The organism is Gilliamella sp. W8123 (genome assembly GCF_016101085.1).
GTDB lineage: Bacteria > Pseudomonadota > Gammaproteobacteria > Enterobacterales > Orbaceae > Gilliamella > Gilliamella apis.
Window position 1 is genome coordinate 105,287 of the sequence record NZ_JACFRE010000001.1, and the last position, 22,454, is coordinate 127,740.

The window sequence follows — 22,454 nt, forward strand, 5'->3', positions numbered from 1 at the left end:
AAGATGATATTAACTGAATTTGAATGGCAAACATTGCTGCTAAGCTTAAAAATAGCTGGAGCAGCGATAATCTTTAGCCTACCTTTAGGGATCTTAACTGCTTGGATTTTAGCAAGATGTCAATTCATAGGTAAATCATTGTTTGATAGTATTGTTCATCTTCCATTAGTTTTACCGCCTGTTGTTTTAGGCTATCTACTACTTTTAACGATGGGACGTCATGGTATTATTGGCGAATGGTTAAATAACTATTTCCATCTCAGTTTCAGTTTTAATTGGCAAGGTGCTGCCTTAGCCTCTGCTGTGGTGGCATTCCCTCTTATGGTCAGATCGATTCGATTAGCGATTGAATCAATTGATTCAAGATTAGAAAAAGTCGCAAGAACCCTCGGTGCTAAACCATTCCGTGTTTTTATGACCATTACATTACCATTAGCATTTCCAGGCATTTTAATGGGAACCGTACTTGGTTTCGCGCGTTGTTTAGGTGAATTTGGAGCAACAATTACCTTCGTTTCAAATATTCAAGGTGAAACCCGTACTATTCCTTTAGCTATGTATACTTTATTACAGATCCCTGATGGCGAATCCGGTGCATTACGGCTTTGCATTGTTTCGATACTATTATCATTAATTGCTTTATTTTTATCAGAAATGCTTAATCGTTGGCATAAAAAGAAGTTAACAGGATAGTTCATCATGTTAAATATAAATGTGAGCAAAAAATTCGCCTCGTTTGTTTTCCAGTTTAAACATGAAATTCCCTGTCATGGCGTGACGGCAATTTTAGGTGTCTCCGGTTCAGGAAAATCAACTCTGATTAACCTTATTAATGGTTTGATTAAACCAGATATCGGTTATATTAAACTAAATCAAACTACTTTGGTTGATACTGAAAAAGGAATTTTTACTCCACCAGAAAAAAGACAAATTGGTACTGTTTTTCAAGATGCATTGCTTTTTCCCCATTATAAAGTAATAAAAAACTTAACTTATGGTGCAAAATCATTGAATACAGAAAAATTTGACGAAATAGTTTCGGTGCTCAATATTGATTCACTTCTCAATCGTTATCCAGCAATGTTATCGGGTGGTGAGAAACAACGTGTTGCCATTGGTCGAGCGCTATTAGCAGAACCAAAATTATTACTAATGGATGAACCACTCTCAGCTTTAGATATGCCCCGTAAAAAAGAGCTATTAAGCTATATTGATAAACTAGTAAATGATCTCAATATCCCTATTGTTTATGTAACGCACAATATCAATGAAGTTAAACGCATTGCACAACAAGTAGCAGTTTTAGAGCAAGGGAAATTACAAATCTATGGTGATACTGAACAAATTCTACAAAGTGATTATTTGAAAGAGTGGTTATAAAGTTCTAAAGTGGTGCTATTTTTTTCTTGTTTTATATACGAAATGCCATCATGCCAAGCTCCTAACACAATTCTAGTCGCAGGCTCGCCATTAATATAAAGATGATGTGTAGCAGGTTTATGAGTATGTCCATGGACCATAATACTAGCGTTATTGGCAATCATCATATCAATGACAGCTTTTGGATTTACATCCATAATAGTTTCAGATTTGATTTGATTATGTTGGCTGCTCTCTTTACGTAATTTAGTGGCAATTTTTAAACGTATTTTTAATGGTAGTAATAGAAATAATTTTTGTAGCCATTTTTTATGCATGATTTTGCGGAATTTTTGATATTGAGGATCATCAATACAAAGCAAATCACCATGCAAAAATACAATATTTTTATTTTGATTCAACAAACAATTAATATCGCCTAGCAAAGTCATTTCACAGCGTTTAGCGTAATGCTTACCAATTAAAAAATCACGGTTGCCATGTACAAAGAATTTTTTAATATGGCGTAAGGAGAGTTCTTTTAAGGCATCAGCAATTTGATTATGTAATATTGACTGTACATCATCACCTACCCAATAATCGAACAAATCACCAAGTATATAAAGCTCACATTGATTAGGTAATTGTTTAAGAAAAGATAAAAAACCTGCTGTTATATCAAAATGATCTACAGCAGGCTGATTGTCTGCAAGATGAATATCTGCAATAAAAAAGCGAACCGGATTATTCAACCGTTACACTCTTAATTATGACATCTTCTACAGGAACATCAGAATGCATGCCACTACGACCAGTTTTAACCGCTTTAATCTTATCAACTACATCCATACCATCGACAACTTCAGCGAAAACACAATAACCATAGCCATTGATATCCGATGAGCGATAATTTAAATAATCATTATCAACGACATTGATAAAAAATTGTGCTGTCGCAGAATGAGGATCACTGGTACGCGCCATGGCTAATGTACCACGATTATTTTTTAAACCATTATCAGCTTCGTTCTTAATCGGTGCTTTAGTTTTTTTCTGTTTCATACCTGGTTCAAAACCACCACCTTGAATCATAAAATTATTAATGACACGATGGAAAATGGTGTTGTTATAAAAACCTTCTTGGCAATATTCAACAAAATTTTTAACTGTCTCTGGAGCTTTATCTTCAAAAGTATTAATCTTAATATCGCCTAATGAAGTATGAAATATAATCATAAAATGTTCCTTAATTTCATTCTATTACGTAAAAATTGTTAAAAGGTGAGCAATATCTTTTAATATGCTTACTCACTAAATCTTTCACATGCATCTAATGTATTACTCATTAACATTGCTACCGTCATCGGCCCAACACCACCAGGTACCGGTGTAATCCAGCCGGCTCGTTGGCTAGCAACATCAAATTCCACATCACCAACTAATTTCCCATCAGGCAAACGGTTAATACCAACATCAATCACTATAGCACCCGGTTTTATCCATTCACCTTTGACATAATTAGGTATACCGACACCAGCCACAACAATATCTGCATTACTGACATGCTTTGCTACATCCACTGTTCGACTATGGGTGATTGTGGTTGTGCATCCTAAAAGTAATAGCTCTAATGCCATAGGACGACCAACAATACTCGACGCCCCAACAACTGTTGCATTTAACCCCGATAAATTAATACCGGTTGATTCCAACATTTTAACGACACCATATGGTGTACATGGTCGTAGTATTGGATCACGTTGTAATAAATGACCAATATTATAAGGATGAAAACCATCGACATCCTTACGAGGATCGATACGCTCTAGCACTTTAGTTTTATCAATATTATCCGGTAAAGGCAATTGAACTAAGATACCGTGAATATCGGAGCGTTGGTTCAATTCATCAATTAATGCTAATAATTCATCAGTGGTTGACGCTTGAAAATCATAAGCAAAAGAAGCAAAACCAACATCATCACAAGCTTTTTGTTTATTTTTTACATAAATCTTCGAGGCCGGATCCGAACCAACTTGTATAACAGCCAAACCGGGAACAGATAAACCTTGTTCAGTACGTTTTTTTACTTTTTGAGCAATTTCATTGCGTATTTGCAATGCTAACGCTTTGCCATCAATTATATTCGCTGTCATAAGCTGATTACTTCTTTTACCTGATGATTGTAGATAAGATATTTTCGCAAAAGTTTTGATTATTGTCTATTTACTTGTCGGCCGATTGATTAAGTTCTGTTAAAATCTGTTGATATTGTTGATCCACATCCGTAATAACCGAGCAAATATGAGCATCAAAGGCTTTAAGTTTTGGTTTTTGAGCCTTCCATTCATTTTTCGAAATATCTTTAATCGCAGCTATGTTTTTAAACAAATTAAAATCTAAAATACTACCACCAATAACATTATAAAAAATACGTTCACCAATATCATGCCCATCTTTTTTCAATTTATTAAAATTTTGATAATAAAATTTTGTGCTGCCATTCTCGCCAATAAGAGAGCCATGTAATAGTTTCACTAATCTTTTATATAATTTATTTAACTCGCTATGCAGTTCACGATCATCACTCAACTTTTTGGTGATTGCCTGATCAAAAGCGACTTTCACTTCAGACAATAAACTTAATGATTGCTGCTCTAGTTGAGGTAATTGTGAGCGTAAACCTTTCTCAAACTGATCAAGTTTTTTTCGCAATGATGGATTTGGTGATATTATTTTTTTATTTAATATCACCTTGCCATCATTCATAATAGATAAATCATTTGATTTATTATATATATGGATACTGTCTTTATTTATCACAATATCGTAACTTGGTTTTACAGGGCACTCTTTTTGTGCTGCAAAAGTAGCTATCGATAAAGTTAATGACAAAATAAATATCATTTTTTTTAACATACTGACATCCATTTAATGGTTGAAATTAAAATTATAGCGAGTAATATCAAATTAGCACTATTTTTGAGGCTTAAAACCCCCTTTCCTCAAAATTTTTTGTCATAACAGACAAAATACTCGATAAAGTATCTAAATGATTAAAACGTATACCTTGCTAACTTTGCAAGCGTAATGTCAATAGGTATAATCTATTATATCAACTAGATTTAACTACTTTTTTTTATTTAAAACTGAAGTATAGTTAATCCAACAATTAAATTTAACTATTAGAGGTGAACTATGTATGCTGTAATTTTCGGACGTCAAGGATGTCCATATTGTGTGCGAGCTAAAGAGTTAGCAGAAAAATTATCACAAGAACGAGATGACTTTTCATATCGTTACGTTGATATCAATGCTGAAGGTATTACCAAAGAAGATCTTTCAAAAAGTGTTGGTAAACCAGTTGAAACCGTACCCCAAATTTTCATTGATGAAAAACCAATTGGTGGCTGTACTGACTTTGAAGCATATGCCAAAGCGAATTTGGGATTATTCCAAGAATAAATATTAAGCTTAATTTTACAGCAGATAACGCATTCCCATAGCTTATCTGCTCTTATCGACCTGGTAATTTATGCCATGTTACTTCATTACGCAAATAAGTTGGTTCAACATCTTCAACTTTTACCATTTCCTTTCTTAACCATTTTTGCTGGGCGATAACCACCAAATCTTGTGCTTCAGGTAATAACACTTCACTTGGTTTAATCATTGCTAACATATTAGGATAAGTTTGCCAACCAGTGCCAGCCGAATAATCATCATTATCAATATGTTGGATTTTAGTTACCACATCCTCAGGTTTAATCACACATTCAGGAATGATCGCTTGCCATTGTTGATCTTGATAATGGTATTGTCCTAAATAGACTTCTCCCATTCTAGCATCTATTGCTGGAATAACTTTAGTTGCACGTTTAGTTCTATAAGCACCTTGTGCTAAAGTTTGCAATGTCGATACAGCTATCATTGGAACATCAATACCGAGAGCTAAACCTTGAGCCACTCCGATCCCTATTCGCACTCCTGTAAAGCTACCAGGGCCTTGAGCAAAAGCAATTGCATCTAGTTGTGAAAGACTACACCCAGCTTGATGCAAAATTTTATCCACCATGGGTAAGATTTTTTTGGTGTGATCTCGCTCTGAAATAATGAAATCATGAGTGATTTCATTTTGATAAAATAGTGCTACGGAACAAGCTTCTGTTGAAGTATCAATGGCTAAAATAGTACTCATTTGCTTTCCAAATTATCAGGTTCATTGTTAGATAATAAAAAATCGATTACCTTGTTAACATCTCGGGTTCTTGGTGATGGCGGTAAACTATTAATAAATGTTGCGCCATATGGTCGCATGACTAATCGATTATCGCAAATAATAATTGCTCCACGATCATTGTGATGGCGAATTAATCGCCCTACTCCTTGTTTTAAAGTAATAACAGCTTCAGGTAATTGGACCTCATTAAATGCATCACCACCTTGCATTTGGCAATCTTCCATTCGAGCTTTAATTAAAGGCTCATCAGGTGAAGTAAAAGGTAATTTATCAATAATAACACAAGAAAGAATGTCACCTCTAACATCTATTCCTTCCCAAAAACTGCTAGTTGCAATTAATAGAGCGTTACCACTATGAATAAATTGCTCCAATAATTTTACTTTACTGGTATCACCTTGAACTAACACAGGTAATTTAGTCAATTCTCGAAATTGTGTCGCTAAAGCATTCATCATGGCATATGAAGTACAGAGGAAAAAGCAGCGTCCTTTGTTAGCTTCAATAACAGGTAATAGAATATTAACTAATTTTTCAGCATTACCTTGCTCATTTGGTGATGGTATATAACGTGGCACACACAATATTGTCTGGTTGTTATAGTCGAAAGGGCTTTCTAAAATCAATGAGTCAGAATTAGTTAACCCTAAACGTTTGGTGAAATAATCTAATTGATTATCGACTGATAAGGTTGCTGATGTAAAGATCCAGCTTCCTTTTCGCTGGATTAGTAATTCCTCAAATTTTTCCGTTACCGATAATGGCGTTAATGCAAGGAGAAAAGAGCTATAGGTGCTTTCATACCAATAGCTATAACCAGGTACATGAGTTTCTGTTAGACGCTTCAATAATAATTGATACTGGTTAACGCGATCAAAGCAATTATCTAAGGTAGTAGAGCGTCCTATCGCTAATAAAAGTACTTCTTTGCAAAAATCAAGAGCATCAAATAGATAAGATAATTCTTGTTTAATGTTAGCTTGATTAAATAGATAACGAAGATTACCTTTGTTATTTTGCTGACTGATTAATAATCGTAGGTCTTGAGTACATTTTTGTAGTTTATCAGCACATTGCTGTAACTGAGACATATCTTTGACTTCGGTTCGATATGCTAAATTTATCTCTTTGGCTAAATCAAACAGTTGTCGGCTGGTTAACTGTTCCCCAAAATAGTGGCATGCTAGGTCTGGAAGTTGATGTGCTTCATCGAATATCATTACATCCGCTTTAGGAATCAGTTCGCCAAACCCAGTATCTTTTACCACTACATCAGCTAAAAACAGATGATGATTGACTACAACAATATCAGCATTTAACGCTCGCTTACGAGCTTTAACCACATAACAATCATTATAGTGTTCGCATTCACTTCCTAAACAATTATCATTAGTGCTAGTTAAAATTGGCCAAATTGGATTATCTTCGGTTACCGTTGTACATTTACTGATATCACCATCTTTAGTTTTGATTGACCAATTTTTTACCCGAACTAAATCTGTGCGTAAACTCTTATCTAAATCGCCAGCTGCCGCATATTGGTGATACATACGCTCTAAACAAAGATAGTTGGCCCGCCCTTTAAGGAGTGAAATTTTACCCGTATAGTCCAGCGCTTTTTTGATAATCGGCAAATCTTTACTATACAACTGTTCTTGTAGATTTTTCGAGCCAGTTGAAATGATGACTTTCTTCTCACTTCGTAATGCTGGAACTAAATAAGCAAAGGTTTTACCTGTTCCCGTTCCAGCTTCCACCACCAACGAATGTTGTGCGTTAATTGCTTCAGTGACTTTATTTGCCATACGCCTTTGTGGTTCTCTTGCAACAAAACCCTCTATAGCCGTCGCAAGTAAACCATTTTCTGCAAAATCATCAATCACTTAAAATACACCTAATCAAAAGATAAGCCCTATTTATATACTTTAGAAAATTTGTTAAAGAAATAATTAACGTTAGTAAAATATAACGCCCTCATAAAATTGGCATGAAATAATAGTCATGAAATTGGATAATTAACCATTTTTATAATAAAAAAATACTATAATTATTAATGATAAGAAATAGAAATTATTTAACAAATATCGAAACTATTTTACCAACTTATTATAAATATCATTTCATAGTATTACTATTTTATACAAGATAATATCCTTTGACTAAATTCTTCATTATCAACTTTACTTAAAAAAGATTTGTAAAATACAATTTGTTTGGCATTTAGATTATTAGGAGACCATAGCTGATCGTAACAATATGGTAATTCAACCAATAAATTATTCTTTTTTAAATAGGATTTATCAACTAAATTATTACATGCATTACGATAGTATTCCTTCCACTTTTTCCGCATAGTTAAATTAATATCATCTGTTTTTTCAAATAATATTGATTCTGAATAAATTGTTAAACATGGTAAACCAAATGCTGAAGTTATGTGAACAATGGAAGTATCAACCGTTACAACATATGACGCTTCTTTTATTAGAGCAATAACATCTAAAATAGAGTTTGATTGGAATTTTAATCCTAAATTAGGATCAATATTTTTAAGTTTATTTTGTTCACCAATAAAAACAATTGTATGATCTGGCTTTATTTTTTTTAATATTTCAACGAGATATTCCATTTGCCATTGAGATAATTCTCGCTTTTTTGCTCCACCAAAAGGATTAATAATTACAAATTTAGCTATATTATATTTTGTTATAAATTTATTAATATACTTTTTATTATCTTCAGCAATATATAAATCATAGCTTTTATCATAGTTTTGAATATTTATATAATCGTATATTTTATTCAATTGATTGGTAATATGTGAATCATTGTTATAATAAGGAATTGAAATATTATATGATTTCACATTACTTTTATTAAACCCCATTAAATGGGTCGAATTAGTAAATGCACAAAAAATAATTTTTTTCATCTCAAAAGAATAGAAGGGTCTTGTGTCAATTACAAGATCAAAATGAAACTTCCTTATTTTCTTTATTGACTCAAATAAATCTTTATATGAATAATCATTATAACTAAACGTTCCTTTAACATAAGGATTCTTCTTAAGGATTTCTAAACTTGATTGTTGAGATGAAACATAGACATCGTAGCCGGCTAGAGCAAGATTTTTAATCAACGATGTAGTTACAACCATATCACCAATTTTGTCATTACGTGCAATTAAAATTGATTTTATATTTTCAGGATTAAACTTTTCTTTCCTTTTAGGAAAGGAAAACATCACAATTCGATTTAATAAATTTGAAATGTATAATTTAATTTTTTTTCGAATAAATTTTATTTCCCACATAATACGACTCATACTGAAGATTTCCTATAAAACTTAACTATTGTTATTATTTTTTAACATTTTTTAGTAATAAATATTGTGTGAAAAATTTTATTCCTTTAAAAATTTTTCCTTTTTTAAAATAATTTTTTGCATATATACGATAATCATTAACTCTCATTTTAGGCAAATAACTTTGTAAAGGAGTATCATGCCACGGTGTAAAATGTTTATAAAATAAATATAAGTTCTGTGCGAGTCCAACATGCTCTTTATACCAAGGTTTTCTAGCGCCTGTAAAATGTATAATAAATGGTAAAAACTCACTATCATAAAAAAAATTTTGTTTTTCTTCCTCATTCATCCAAGTAAAAAGATAATTCCATTTACTATCAATGTAGAGAACTTTATTATTTAAAACTATGTTTAAAGCATCTTGATCAGGATAGATAAGTTGAGTATTATCAGAGTTTAATAAAACCTGATTGACTTTACTTTCAATATCATAATCACACCAATTTTTAGTATTAATATATAGAAATCCTGAGTTAAAATAGTTTGTTGAATTTAACTTCAAACGATTAATGTTTTTTTTCAGGTTATTATTATTTAAAGAGTCTGAAACAACCGCACAAACAACTGAATCAATATTAATGCTATTGATCGACGAAATATCTTTAAAACATAATACATCTGCATCCAAATAAATGAATCGATCAACTTCATGTCTCAATAAACGTGGAACAAGAAGTCTAATATACATTGATCGATTAATATGCTTTAATTTATGCTCAGTCTGATATTGTTCCAATTGTTCTTTTTCAATAAAATAAGTTTTAATTGGAATATTTAATTTTTTAAATTTTTCTATATCATTAACAGGTACATCATACAAAAACACATGAAATTGAATATCATTATTCAAATTATTTAATTGAATTGACTTAATAGATATCGTTACAAATTCAAGATAATTTTTATCTGTACAAAAGGCAATATTTATCGTGTTATCTTTCATTCTAAAAAATCCTTATTATAACCTTTACAATTTTATTTTTAATCAATGATTTAAATTTTATTATTTTCTGATATCACGCCTAACATATCGATAATATATACTGCCCCAAAGCCATACAATTAAATTATTTCGTTTTATGATATTGAATTTTTTTCTATCACTTTTATGTAAGAATTTATCATTAAGACTCATTAAATCATCATTAAGATTATAGTCCTTGTTTAAATAATCACGAATTTCTTTATATTTAAAATCTTTTAAATATTCAGTTAAAAGTCTTATCTTTAATTTAACTAATATAAAATAAACTAGTTGGATAATATCTTTTTTATCTTCTTTATTATAATTCTCTCTTAAATAAGACTGAATTCGTGACCATGTTTTAATATCATTTTCATATAATTCAGCATTATAAATAGAGTTAGTAACTGATTGATTTCTATAAAAATAATTAAACAACTGTTCTTTAACTGTATAAGCTTCAGTTTGACTTATTGCTTTGATAGTAAAAAAAATATCTTCACAAATTTTAAGATCATCATCAAAATAAATACTATTCTGGAGCAAAAAAGAACGCTTAAATAGCATCCCTGAGAAATGGAAGCTTTTCTCAATAAAACTTTTAAGGATATTCCCTTCTTCAAAAGGTAAGATCTCTTCAACAATATTATTTTTTTTAATACGATTAAAGCTACAATAAACTATATTAGAATTTGTTTGTTGCTGACGATTTAACATTTTCTCTAAAAAAGTCGTTGCATAAGTATCATCACTATCTAAAAAACAAATAAACTCCCCTGTTGCATAATTAATGCCTTTATTACGCGTCATTGACACACCAGAATTATCTTGATGAAAAGCTATTGCTTTCTTATTATATTTACAATAATTATCAATAAATTTTCCTGTCCCATCTGTAGATCCATCGTCAATAAGTACAATTTGGTAATTTTGATAGGTTTGTGCTTCTACTGAATTCAACGTTTCTTCAATAACATCTATTGTATTGTATGCAGGAATAATAACAGATATAAGTGGGGAATTGTTCATATTAAACCTTAATCATAATTAGCTACACAATATTACTAATAAATTACGCTTTAAAAAACTTATGTTTTAGATATAACACATAATAAAAGAAAGAACGAAAATATTTATGCTGTCGTGATAAATATTTTGAATAACGTCGTGTTGTAGATGGGGAATGATTGTTAGCTAATAGCAGTTTTGTATTTTTCCATGGTGAATTATCTATATATTTTTTATAGATTGGAGTTAAATACAATTTAAACCAAGGTTTACTCCCCGAAGTATAATGTATAATAGTCGCTCCCATTGCGGCTTTTTGTTGATCTTCAAAACCTTGAACTGTTAATAATGTTAAACTATTAAATTTTTTAGGAAGATAATAAATTTTATCTTTTAATAAAATATTTAATACATCTTGATCTGGAAATTTATACTCTATTCCTTCATTTAATAAATTAAGTGCCTGTTCAGTTATATTAGCCTGATTCCAGTTTTCAAGATTATATAGCAACACTCCTGAATTAAAATAACTACCATATTCTAATTGAAATTTTTTACACTGAGAAACTTGAGTGTTTTCAACATCTGCTACGGCCGCAATAATTTTATCATTAATATCTGCATTAAAAATTTCATCTAGCGAGGATAAACATATTGTGTCACTATCAAGATAAAGTAACTTGTTTACATTTTGGGATATAATTAAAGGTGCAATAATACGTAAGCAAGCCGAAATAGGAAAAGATTTCGTATTATTAGAATGAATTCTAAATTTATTATTAATTGAATATTGAGTAATTGAAACAAGATTTGATGAAAGTTCTGCGATTTTAGATTGATTTTCAATACTTACATTTTGCATAAACAAATGAAAATGTAATCCTCTATGAGGATTATTACGAATAATAGAATACATGTTAACACCAGCGGGAAAAGCATAATCATCATCAAAACAAAGCAAAACATGTAATGGGTTATCAACTTCTTTATTATTGAAAGTGATAACTTTTTTGTCTTCAACACACCCATATATATCTATCATTACCAATTCCATCTTATTGAACAATCTAATGTTTTATTTTAAATGAAAATACTCAATTAGCTAAAAATAATTTTTAAATTTGATATATGCAAATTAAAATTGATTCTTTATATAAGTTTTATACATGTAATCCTCATTATTACTGAATTTTTGAACTGCTAAAAAATTTTTCATTATTGCATCTTTTCTGGAGATATAATCATCTTCGCTACACTGTTTGATAATATTTTCTATATTATCAATTTCATTTTCACTAATTCTTATAATACCGTCCTCATCAAAAAACTCACCTATTTTACTTGCTCCAATATAAATAGGGATAGTTTGAGTAGCAAAACAGTTAGTTAATTTTTCAGTAAAACAATAAGGCGATATTTCATTCTCAAAAACAATTGAATAACGGTAATCACGTAAAGTTTCATACGGATCAACAAATTGGCCACCATCAAATGTACCGAAAGTATCTACATTAGGATTATGTTTTAATTTATTTGCCGTTAAAATTCTTTTTAAATGTAGATCACATAATTTTTTATTCGATGATAACATAGATATGTTTTTACTTTTTTCATAAAATAAATCTTGTTGGAATATTTCATCTAGGCTGGGTAACAGAACAAAATCACTGGCAAAAAGTTTTATATCAGCACAAAAAGGCACAAATCGAGCATTTGGTATATCATTTAGTATTTTTTCATCATAAGTGAATATTAAATCAAAATCTTTTTCTAAACCTTGATATTTTGAAAAAATTTCATAACTATCTGGTTTGATACCTTTTGTCTCAACTAAAGCACCAAAACGGCTACTTGGAGACCCCATAGTTTCCAACATTCTTCCATGAGTATAAAGGTGTAGAGGCAGTTCAAAATTATATTTATCCCAATATATTAAATTACTTGTTTGAGCAGAAGCATTGGGCTTATAGTTATCCCTTAAAAAAATAACTCTTAATCTCTCGCCTTTTTTATTATAAATTTCAGGTTCAACTGGGCATAATTGAACATTATGTTTATAAATTGGAATATAAATATCTTTATAAACTTTGGCGTTTTTTCTCGTCAAAATATAAGGAGGATTGCTGCCATATTTTTTCTTTAGAAAATATTTCTTTTTTTTGTCTTTTACAAATAAACTAACACAATCAATAACAATCCTGCTTATGCTCATTGTACACCTTATATTCCTTAATTTACTCAATAAGCTAAATTATTATATTGAATAAACTATAATTGATTTGCTTGATATAATTTTGTATAAATTCCATTTTTTTGGAGCAATTCTTTATGGGTCCCACTTTCAACAATTTCTCCAGAATCAATAACTAATATATTATCGGCATTTTCGATAGTTGATAATCTATGTGCAATAACAATAGATGTTCTTCCTTTCTGTAAATCATTCAGAGCCTTTTGTATTGCATGTTCTGATTCAGTGTCTAATGCTGACGTAGCTTCATCCAAAATTAAAATTGGATTATCTCTTAAAAGTGCACGTGCAATTGCAATTCTTTGCCTTTGCCCTCCTGATAATAATATTCCACTTTCACCTACCTTAGTATCAAACCCATGTTCACATTGCATAATAAAATCATATGCATAGGCTTTTTTAGCAGCTTCTTCAATTTGTTCTTGAGAATATTCGCCAATTCGACCATAAGCTATGTTATTAGCTATTGTGTCATTAAATAGGTGAACATTTTGAGAAACTAAACCAATTTGGTTGCGTAAACAATATAGTGTGAAATTACGAATGTCATTATCATCAATTAAAATTTCTCCTTTTGATACATCATAAAATCGAGTTATTAGGCTAGCTATTGTTGATTTACCTGATCCTGAGCGCCCAACTAACGCAACCATTTTTCCAGCAGGTACAGAAAAGCTAATATCCTTTAAAGCTAACTCTTGTCTAGTTTCATAACCGAAAGAAACATTTTTAAATGAGATATTCCCTTGTACACGATCTACATTAATAATACCCTTATCAACCTCTCGAGGTTGTTCAAAAATTAAAAATAATGTTTGACATGCTGCCATCCCTTTTTGGAAGTTTGCATTAACACTGGTTAAATTTTTAATAGGTTGCATTAAAGCAACTAACGATGAAAAAACAACCGTAAATTCGCCTGGTGTAATATTTAAATTTGGATCACTTGCTGTTAGTAGTACAAAAGCAATAGCTAAAGAAATAACTGATTGAATGATTGGTGTAGATAGTGCCGAAACTGAAACTAATCTCATACCATCTCTACGAAATTTATTATTTACCTTTTCAAAATTTTTAGATTCTTCTTCTTGAGCGCCAAATACAATAATCTCTCTATGTCCTTTCAACATTTGTTCTACTGACATAGTGACATTACCCATTGAGTTTTGCATACTTTTTGCTAACTTTCTAAATTTGACGGAAATAAAAGTAATCAACGCGATTACAATAGGAGTAACTATGATTAAAGATAATGATAGTTGCCAGCTATTGTAAAACATTGTATAAAATAACCCACAAATAAACGCTGATTCGCGAATAATGGTAATTAAAGCATCAGAAGAAGATGCAGCAACTTGATCCGTATCGTAGGTAATTTGCGATAATAATCTTCCTGTTGATGACCTATCAAAAAAGCTAACAGGAGCATCAACATAATGGGCAAAGAGTCGCTGACGAATACGCATTATGATTTTACCGGAAATAAATGCTAATAAGACTGAATAGCCATAATTAGCCATCCCTCTAATCAACACTAAACCAAATATATATAAAGGCGCCATATATAGAAACTCTTGGTCATTCATAGAAAAACCCAAATCTAGTAAAGGACGCAATAAACCAATCAATGAAGTATCAGCGAATGCACTAACAATTAACAACATTATTGATATGAACAACACAAACTTATGCTGTGTAATATATGGCCATAGCTTTAAAAAAGTTCGCCAAGTTGATATATCTTGATCAAGGTTTTTATGTTTATTACTCATATTGTTATTTATTTAATAAATTAATTATTTTATGAATTAAATTGCATTTTATGCATTAATGCATAAATACCATCTAGTCTAATAAGTGTCTGATGATTTCCATCTTCAATAATTCTTCCATTATCAATCACTAAAATACGATCTGCTTTTTCAATTGTGGACAATCGGTGGGCAATAATGATTGAAGTTCGGTTCTTCTGTAATAATTCTATAGCTTCTTGTACAAGTCGTTCAGATTCATTATCTAGTGCAGATGTCGCTTCATCCAAAATTAAAATTGGATTATTGCGTAATAATACTCTAGCAATTGCGATACGCTGACGTTGCCCGCCTGACAATAAAATACCATTATCGCCAATTTCGGTATCTATGCCTTTTTCTAACTTATCAATAAACTCCATAGCATTAGCTAATTTAGCAGCATTAATAATCTCTTCCTTGCTATGCAACCCTCTCTCACCATAAACAATGTTATCGGCAATAGTTCCATTAAATAAATGCACTCGTTGAGAAACATATCCTATTTGGTTACGTAACGATTTTAATGTGTAATCTTTAATATTAATATCATCAATAAGGATTTGACCTTTTTCTAAATCGTAGAATCTAGGAATTAAACTTGCAATAGTTGACTTACCAGCTCCCGATCTACCTACTAAAGCAATAGTTTGTCCAGCCTCAATTCTAAAATTAATATCATTAAGTATAGGATTATTGCCTGATGGATATTGATAGGTTACATCTTTAAATTCAATATTTCCTTTAACATTTTTAGCTACGATTTTACCGCTATCATCTTCAAGTGGAGTGCCTAAAAGTCCAAATAAAGATTCACATGCAACAGCACCTTTTTGTAATTCGACGTGTAAACTGGTTAATTCTCTTAAAGGTCGCATTACTGCAATCATAGCAGAAAAAACGACAGTAAAAGAACCTGGCGTAATATCTAAACTTTGACTTGCAACTAAAAATAATATAAATCCTAAACCTAAAGTTGCAATCATTTGCACAATCGGTGTTGATAATCGTGATATTAATTCTATTTTTAACATATCACATCTAAATATATTGGTAATTTTGTTAAAATTAGTTTTCTCAAATTCTTTAGCATTAAAAACCAAAACATCTTTGTGCCCTTTCAGCATCTCATCAGCAGCAGTGGTAATTTCACCCATCCCTTTTTGCATGGACATCAATTTTTTCCTAAATTTCTTAGCAATAAATTGCGCAACCCAAATAATAAATGGTACCAATATAATTAACACTAATGCTAATTTCCAATTACCATAAAACATAACAACACATAACCCAATGGCATAAGTTATTTCACGAACCAATATAATCAAGGCATCAGATGAAGCTTTAGATAACATTTGTGTGTTATAAGTTATGATAGATACAAGATCACCAACAGTTTGTTTATCATGAAAACTTACTGGGCATTTTACAAGATGATCAAATATCATTTGTCTAAATTTAGTTATAACTTTTCCTGATAACCAAGAGAGACAATATGTAGAAGCGTAATTTGATAATCCTCTTAATGCAATTAACCCAATGATCGATATAGCGATGATAATTAATAAAGAATAATTTTTATCCATTAAACCATTATCAAGTAAAGGTTTAGTCAAAGATATTAAAGCCGAATCAGTAACCGCATTTAATAAAAGCCCTAGTACTGCAATAAATAAAGCTTTTTTAAACGGTTTAACGAATGGCCACAGTTGTACAAGTGTATTCAGAGAATTATATTTCTTAGACATAATAAAAAGTGAATTTCTAATTTAATATTTATTATACTATAAATGAGGGACGTCTCGTTAGTTTAATTATTTTATAACAACCGCCTTTTACTTATAAAGTGAATAATCTTAATAAATTGGAATGCAAAATAAAATTTTAATCTAGTTTAAAGAATGAGTTATCTAAATAATTAGATGTATAATATTCTATCTTTGTTCATAATAAAAAGATACAATATTAACATTTTTTACAATTAATTAGATCAAGTATGAACATTACCGCGATAGTCATCTTATATAACTCATTAATAAAAAATTCTGAAACTATACAATCATTATTAAACACTGAAAAAACAGATACTAATTTAAATCTAATCATTTGGAATAATGGTCCTCAACAGCTTGATATTAATGAATGTGAAGAATTTAAATCTAAATTTAACAAACTTGGTGTTCAGCTTTCAATATATGAAGACACAAACAATATAGCATTGAGTAAAATCTATAATTTTTTTATTAACAAGGAAAATTACGATTTTTTTTCAATCCTAGATCAAGATTCAGTTTTAGCTTCTGACTTCTTTAAAAATATATTATTAAACAATAATTTTGATATTATTGTTCCTTCTATCTATTCTGCTGGATGGCGAACAAAAGAAAATTCACTTTGCTTTCCTACTTATTCGCAAACTGAAAAATTATTAGATAAAAATATCTTTAAGATGGGTGAAATAGAATCTATTTCTTCTGGATTAACATTATCACATAAGTTAATAGATTATCTAAAGAGTACGAGAACGCATATATTTAATGAGTATTACGCTTTATATGCTATAGATACATGTTTTTTTATTGATTTGAAATCATTAAGCAAAACAACGTTTAAAGGGTTATGTATTGGGAAAATCAATCATTCTTTAAATTTTAATTTACAAGATAGAACCAAAATTAGTCCATCAAGAAAACTTGAAATGGAATATTCAAAAGTATTGAATAAATTATTTTATGATAATAAAAATAGTATAAATGTATTTTTATATTTACTAAGAAGGTTCGTCAGAAAAGAATACTCTTTAACTATTTTTTTAAATCTATTTAAATGTTTAGTAACTCGAAAACATCCTAGATCTCGTATACCTATGAAAACAAAACAGTTATTATAAATTTATTCGAGGGATCACATGTCTCAACGCCTTGTTCCAATCTGATCCCGAAATACCAGTTAATAAATTTATTTTCTGCATATCTAGAACAGAATATAAAGGTCTACATGCCTTTGTAGGATAATCTTTGGTTAAAATTGGTGAAACATTAACCGGTGATTTTTTAATTGTTGAATTTAATTGTTGTTCAATATCAAAAATACGTTTAGCAAATTCATACCAACTGACAGACTGATCTCCACAATAATGATAAATACCACCGGGAATATTCTTTTCAAGTATATCAAAAATTGTTAATGCTATATCGCCAGCATAGGTTGGATTACCTATTTGATCATTAATTACAGACAGTTCAGTTCTTATTTTAGATAATTTTAACATCGTTTTGACGAAGTTATTACCATATTCGCTAAAAACCCAAGATGTCCTAATAATAATTGAAGATGGATCATTATTTAAAACAGTAATTTCTCCATGGCGTTTTGTTTTGCCATAAACATTAATAGGATTAGTTACGTCATTTTCATTATAAGGAATATTTTGATTGCCATCAAAAACATAATCTGTAGAAATATGAATGAGTTTTATATTATACTTTTTTGCTACAATTGCTAAATTTTGTGGTCCAATAACATTAATTTGATTAGCTAACGTTGGCTCGTCTTCAGCTCTATCAACTGCTGTATAAGCAGCAGAATTTATAATCACATCAGGTTTATATTTATTAATAATAGCTTCAATAGCTAAAATGTCAGTTATATCAAGTTGTTGTCTATCAGTATTAATTAATTCATAATTCAAGGGACATATAGCTTTTATACAATTACCTAATTGACCATTAGCACCTGTTAACAAAACTTTCATATGCCTATACTAACTCCATTAATGTTTTACCCTGTTTATCTTTAGTTGATAATATTGGATTTGTAATTGGCCAATCAATATTCACTGTAGGATCATTCCACAATAAACTTTCTTCTGACTTGGGATCATAGTAATTTGTACACTTATATTCAAAATCTGCAATATCAGATAAAACTACAAATCCATGAGCAAGTCCAGGAGGGATCCAGAGTTGTGTTTTATTTTCCTCTGACAAAATAATACTTACCCATTTACCAAAAGTTTTTGAATCCTTGCGAATATCAACAACTACATCATATACTTGCCCTCTTACTACTCTTACTAATTTTCCTTGAGGATTTTGTTTTTGAAAATGTAGACCTCTTAGAACACCTTTCTGAGAACGTGAATGATTATCTTGTACAAAATTAAAATTTATATCTAACATTTGTTGATAACGTTTCTGTTCAAAAGTTTCAAGAAAAAAACCTCTTTCATCACCAAATACTTTGGGTTTAACAATTTTTACATCCGGAATTTCTGTTTCAGTTACTTGCATTCATTTACCTACTACTGTTCTAATAATCTAGCTAAATATTGACCATACATTGTTTTACCTAAGTGTACAGTTTCTTCTTTAACTTGTTCTATACTTAACCAACCATTACGATATGCAATCTCTTCAAGACAAGCCACTTTTAAGCCTTGTCGTTTTTCAATAACTTGAACAAAAGATGATGCTTCTAATAAACTGTCATGAGTTCCTGTATCAAGCCATGCGAATCCTCTTCCGAGGATCTCAACATTTAATAATCCTGCTTCTAAATACATTTGATTAAGCGTAGTTATTTCCAATTCACCTCTATTTGACGGTTTGACTTGTTTTGCCATCTCAACAACATTTTCATCATAAAAATAAAGTCCAGTAACAGCCCAATTGGATTTAGGTTTTATTGGTTTTTCTTCAATTGATAATGCTTTAAAATTTTTATCAAAATCAACAACACCAAAACGTTCCGGATCAATCACTTGATAACCAAAAATTGTTGCCCCTGTCTTCTGAGATACAACTTTTTCTAATTTTTTACCGAAACTCTCACCAAAAAATAAGTTATCCCCCAAAATTAAGCTACATTTTTGACCATTAATAAATTCTTCACCTATCAAAAATGCTTGCGCTAAGCCTTCAGGTCTAGGTTGTTCAGCAAAACTAAGTTTGATACCAAATCGCGAGCCATCACCTAATAATCGCTTAAACATAGGTAAATCATCAGGGGTAGAAATGATTAAAATGTCACGTATACCAGCTAACATGAGTACTGATAAAGGGTAATAAATCATTGGTTTATCATATATAGGGAGTAACTGTTTTGATATACCTCGAGTAATTGGATATAAACGAGTTCCCGATCCACCTGCAAGTACTATTCCTTTCATAATTTAACCTATTATTTTAATATACCTTGTCTAAATCTAGCATATGAACCATCTTTAATATGATCACACCAAGCTCGATTGTTTAAATACCATTCAACTGTTTTTCGCATACCACTCTCGAAAGTTTCTTGTGGTTTCCAACCTAAATCACAATGTATTTTAGAAGCATCTATAGCATATCGTTGATCATGACCTGGTCTATCTGTTACATTTATAATAAGCTCTTTATAAGATTTAACATTAGTAGGTTTATTTGGTACTAATTCTTCAAGTAGTTCACAAATTATATTAACAACATCGATATTTTTTCGTTCATTATGTCCACCGATATTATATGTTTCACCAATTTTCGCCTGAGTTGCAACGAGATAAAGCGCTTTAGCATGATCTTCAACATACAACCAATCTCTAATTTGTTGTCCATTGCCATAAACGGGTAAAGGCTTACCTTCTAAAGCATTTAAAATCATTAACGGAATTAACTTTTCTGGAAAATGATAAGGTCCATAATTATTAGAACAATTAGTAATCACCGTTGGTAATCCAAAAGTTCTATACCAAGCTCGAACAAGGTGATCACTTGATGCTTTTGATGCAGAATAAGGACTACTTGGTGAATAAGGAGTTTTTTCTGTAAATAAATCTGTTGTTCCATGCAAATCACCATAAACTTCATCTGTCGAAATATGATGAAAACGAAAATTTGCCTTTCTGGTAGAATCTATATTTTTCCAGTATGCTAAAGACTCTTCTAAAAGAGAAAAAGTACCTATTACATTAGTTTCTATAAATGTGGATGGATTATCAATAGAACGATCAACATGACTTTCAGCAGCCAAATGCATGATAATATCAGGTTGAAAATCTGTTATTGCTCTCCTTAGGGAATTTCTATCACAAATATCAATTTGCTTAAAATAAAATCGATTACTTTTAGATACTTCATCTAAAGACTCTAAATTTCCAGCATAAGTTAATTTATCGATAACTAATACTTCATCTTCCGTTTTTTCTATAATATATCTAACAACAGCAGAGCCAATAAATCCAGCACCACCAGTTACAATCAATTTCATTTATCTTCCCTCTTAAAAAACTATTATAAAATGATAATAACAAAGTAAATAAATAGCAATATTATATATAGATAATCCTTACATTTTTAATATAAATCTTAATATAGTAATTTGAGCTAAGAATTTATATTAACAATTATGTAGTGCATATGGTAAAATGATATTTAACTTTTTTAATTTTTAATTTTTAATTATGAGAATAAATCTCTTAACAGTTTTATATAATTCTTCTCTATCTGATTCGATCACATTAAAATCACTTCTAGATACAAAATTAGACAATATAGAGTTGAATTTGATTATTTGGAATAATGGACCTACGTTACTTGAAGAAAAAGATATTAATGATTATTTAATTAAAAGCAAAGACAAAGGTATAGTAACATCCATTTATCAAGATATACGTAATTTATCATTAAGCAAAATATATAATAATTTTATTTATAAGACTAATTACGATTTTTTTGTTATTTTTGACCAAGATTCTAAAATCGATCCATCTTTTTTTGAAAATATTCATGGTAATTCGCAATATGCTTTGATTTGCCCAGCTATTTATCCACAAAAAAATAAAGGTATTCATCAATTTCCTTCAGATTATGAGCAAAAAGAGATAATAACTCCATTAGGTGAATTTACATTAGGTGATATCCGCACTATAAATTCGGGAACTGCTATTTCAAAAAATTTGGTTAATACATTAATTTCGATTAATAATTATGTTTTTGATGAAAAATTTGCTTTTTACCATACTGACCATAGATTTTTTGATTTAATTCATGACACTCCTCAATCGGCTAATTTAAAAGGAATATGTATTGGTCAAATGCAGCATGACATGACCTGTGAGCTTTCATTAGGAGAACTTAGTGAAAGAGCAAGGCTTGAAATAGCATACGCTAAAATGTTATTAAGAATGTTTCGAAAACAAAATCCAAAAAAACAAATTAGACGCAACTTATTTTATGCATATAAAATGAAGAAAAAAGATAATTTGAATTTTATAAGTTTTTTAAAACTTATAAAGTGTGTTATAACAAAACAGCATCCTAGATCTGGGATGAGTATTGAAAAAAATATTAGGCCAACAAATACTAATTTTTAAAAATAACCAAAAAATAATTAATTGATTAAAAATACTATTTATTTTATTTTTTAATCTTCATTGTATTATTAAATACTTCAATAAGATATAATTTGTTAAACTATATCATATAACAACTTGAGGA

At 30.0% G+C, this 22,454-nt stretch carries 22 protein-coding genes; 5 read left to right on the plus strand and 17 right to left on the minus strand.

Going from position 1 to position 22,454, the window contains the following annotated elements:
• Nucleotides 1-3 precede the first annotated feature (3 nt).
• Nucleotides 4-693: a molybdate ABC transporter permease subunit gene (gene modB, locus H3T56_RS00460; protein ID WP_065613372.1), complete on the plus strand. Its 690-nt coding sequence runs from the start codon at nt 4-6 to the stop codon at nt 691-693.
• A 6-nt stretch (nt 694-699) separates the two neighbouring features.
• Nucleotides 700-1,380, plus strand: a complete 681-nt coding sequence (gene modC, locus H3T56_RS00465) for a molybdenum ABC transporter ATP-binding protein (protein ID WP_086360407.1) — start codon at nt 700-702, stop codon at nt 1,378-1,380.
• Here modC and H3T56_RS00470 read toward each other — a convergent pair.
• From H3T56_RS00470 to H3T56_RS00485, 4 genes are all read right to left on the minus strand, one after another.
• Nucleotides 1,359-2,111, minus strand: a complete 753-nt coding sequence (locus tag H3T56_RS00470; protein WP_086360406.1) for a UDP-2,3-diacylglucosamine diphosphatase — start codon at nt 2,109-2,111, stop codon at nt 1,359-1,361. The two genes, modC and H3T56_RS00470, sit on opposite strands and share 22 nt — an antisense overlap.
• A complete protein-coding gene (ppiB, locus tag H3T56_RS00475) occupies nt 2,104-2,595 on the minus strand; it encodes a peptidylprolyl isomerase B (RefSeq protein ID WP_110447507.1) in 492 nt (163 codons plus the stop codon). Before ppiB ends, H3T56_RS00470 begins: the two co-directional genes overlap by 8 nt.
• Before the next feature lie 68 nt (nt 2,596-2,663).
• Nucleotides 2,664-3,515, minus strand: coding sequence for a bifunctional methylenetetrahydrofolate dehydrogenase/methenyltetrahydrofolate cyclohydrolase FolD (gene folD / locus H3T56_RS00480; RefSeq protein WP_086360404.1), 852 nt, complete (start codon nt 3,513-3,515; stop codon nt 2,664-2,666).
• A gap of 70 nt (nt 3,516-3,585) precedes the next feature.
• On the minus strand, nt 3,586-4,278 hold the full coding sequence (locus H3T56_RS00485; RefSeq protein WP_198191758.1) for a DUF2884 family protein: 693 nt from the start codon (nt 4,276-4,278) through the stop codon (nt 3,586-3,588).
• A 279-nt stretch (nt 4,279-4,557) separates the two neighbouring features.
• Here H3T56_RS00485 and H3T56_RS00490 point away from each other — a divergent pair, with 279 nt between their 5' ends.
• Complete coding sequence (locus H3T56_RS00490; RefSeq protein WP_065579308.1) at nt 4,558-4,824, plus strand: GrxA family glutaredoxin; 267 nt, start codon at nt 4,558-4,560, stop codon at nt 4,822-4,824.
• Nucleotides 4,825-4,876: 52 nt separating this feature from the next.
• On the opposite strand, the gene tsaB is transcribed toward H3T56_RS00490, so the two are convergent.
• From tsaB to msbA (H3T56_RS00535), 9 genes are all read right to left on the minus strand, one after another.
• Nucleotides 4,877-5,557 carry a tRNA (adenosine(37)-N6)-threonylcarbamoyltransferase complex dimerization subunit type 1 TsaB gene (gene tsaB / locus H3T56_RS00495; protein WP_086357369.1) on the minus strand — a complete coding sequence of 227 codons (681 nt, stop codon included), beginning with the start codon at nt 5,555-5,557 and terminating at the stop codon, nt 4,877-4,879.
• Nucleotides 5,554-7,482 (minus strand): ATP-dependent DNA helicase, encoded by a 1,929-nt coding sequence (locus H3T56_RS11705; RefSeq protein ID WP_198191759.1) that lies wholly within the window; start codon nt 7,480-7,482, stop codon nt 5,554-5,556. Before H3T56_RS11705 ends, tsaB begins: the two co-directional genes overlap by 4 nt.
• A gap of 248 nt (nt 7,483-7,730) precedes the next feature.
• Nucleotides 7,731-8,924 (minus strand): glycosyltransferase family 9 protein, encoded by a 1,194-nt coding sequence (locus H3T56_RS00505; RefSeq protein WP_198191760.1) that lies wholly within the window; start codon nt 8,922-8,924, stop codon nt 7,731-7,733.
• Nucleotides 8,925-8,958: 34 nt separating this feature from the next.
• A complete protein-coding gene (locus H3T56_RS00510) occupies nt 8,959-9,909 on the minus strand; it encodes a glycosyltransferase family 8 protein (protein ID WP_198191761.1) in 951 nt (316 codons plus the stop codon).
• A gap of 60 nt (nt 9,910-9,969) precedes the next feature.
• On the minus strand, nt 9,970-10,959 hold the full coding sequence (locus tag H3T56_RS00515; RefSeq protein WP_065579313.1) for a glycosyltransferase family 2 protein: 990 nt from the start codon (nt 10,957-10,959) through the stop codon (nt 9,970-9,972).
• Between the two features lie 43 nt (nt 10,960-11,002).
• Nucleotides 11,003-11,980, minus strand: a complete 978-nt coding sequence (locus H3T56_RS00520) for a glycosyltransferase family 8 protein (protein WP_198191762.1) — start codon at nt 11,978-11,980, stop codon at nt 11,003-11,005.
• Between the two features lie 93 nt (nt 11,981-12,073).
• Complete coding sequence (locus H3T56_RS00525) at nt 12,074-13,150, minus strand: glycosyltransferase family 10 domain-containing protein (protein ID WP_086357364.1); 1,077 nt, start codon at nt 13,148-13,150, stop codon at nt 12,074-12,076.
• Between the two features lie 56 nt (nt 13,151-13,206).
• Nucleotides 13,207-14,961, minus strand: a complete 1,755-nt coding sequence (msbA, locus tag H3T56_RS00530) for a lipid A export permease/ATP-binding protein MsbA (RefSeq protein ID WP_198191763.1) — start codon at nt 14,959-14,961, stop codon at nt 13,207-13,209.
• Nucleotides 14,962-14,990: 29 nt separating this feature from the next.
• A complete protein-coding gene (gene msbA / locus H3T56_RS00535) occupies nt 14,991-16,727 on the minus strand; it encodes a lipid A export permease/ATP-binding protein MsbA (RefSeq protein WP_198191764.1) in 1,737 nt (578 codons plus the stop codon).
• 248 nt (nt 16,728-16,975) lie between these two features.
• On the opposite strand from msbA (H3T56_RS00535), the gene H3T56_RS00540 reads away from it, so the two are divergent.
• The gene (locus H3T56_RS00540; RefSeq protein WP_086361231.1) at nt 16,976-17,869 is read left to right on the plus strand and encodes a glycosyltransferase; all 894 of its coding nucleotides are present in this window, start codon (nt 16,976-16,978) and stop codon (nt 17,867-17,869) included.
• On the opposite strand, the gene rfbD is transcribed toward H3T56_RS00540, so the two are convergent.
• The 4 genes from rfbD to rfbB are packed head-to-tail and all read right to left on the minus strand — an operon-like array spanning nt 17,864 to nt 21,225.
• Nucleotides 17,864-18,733, minus strand: coding sequence for a dTDP-4-dehydrorhamnose reductase (gene rfbD, locus H3T56_RS00545; protein ID WP_198191765.1), 870 nt, complete (start codon nt 18,731-18,733; stop codon nt 17,864-17,866). The genes H3T56_RS00540 and rfbD overlap by 6 nt on opposite strands.
• Before the next feature lie 4 nt (nt 18,734-18,737).
• Nucleotides 18,738-19,271 (minus strand): dTDP-4-dehydrorhamnose 3,5-epimerase, encoded by a 534-nt coding sequence (gene rfbC, locus H3T56_RS00550; RefSeq protein WP_086361229.1) that lies wholly within the window; start codon nt 19,269-19,271, stop codon nt 18,738-18,740.
• An 11-nt stretch (nt 19,272-19,282) separates the two neighbouring features.
• A complete protein-coding gene (rfbA, locus tag H3T56_RS00555) occupies nt 19,283-20,149 on the minus strand; it encodes a glucose-1-phosphate thymidylyltransferase RfbA (RefSeq protein ID WP_086361228.1) in 867 nt (288 codons plus the stop codon).
• Between the two features lie 11 nt (nt 20,150-20,160).
• On the minus strand, nt 20,161-21,225 hold the full coding sequence (gene rfbB / locus H3T56_RS00560) for a dTDP-glucose 4,6-dehydratase (protein WP_086361227.1): 1,065 nt from the start codon (nt 21,223-21,225) through the stop codon (nt 20,161-20,163).
• Nucleotides 21,226-21,520: 295 nt separating this feature from the next.
• Between rfbB and H3T56_RS00565 the strand changes: the two genes are divergently transcribed.
• Entirely contained in the window at nt 21,521-22,330 is an 810-nt protein-coding gene (locus H3T56_RS00565; protein WP_086361314.1) for a hypothetical protein, read from the plus strand.
• Nucleotides 22,331-22,454: the final 124 nt, after the last annotated feature.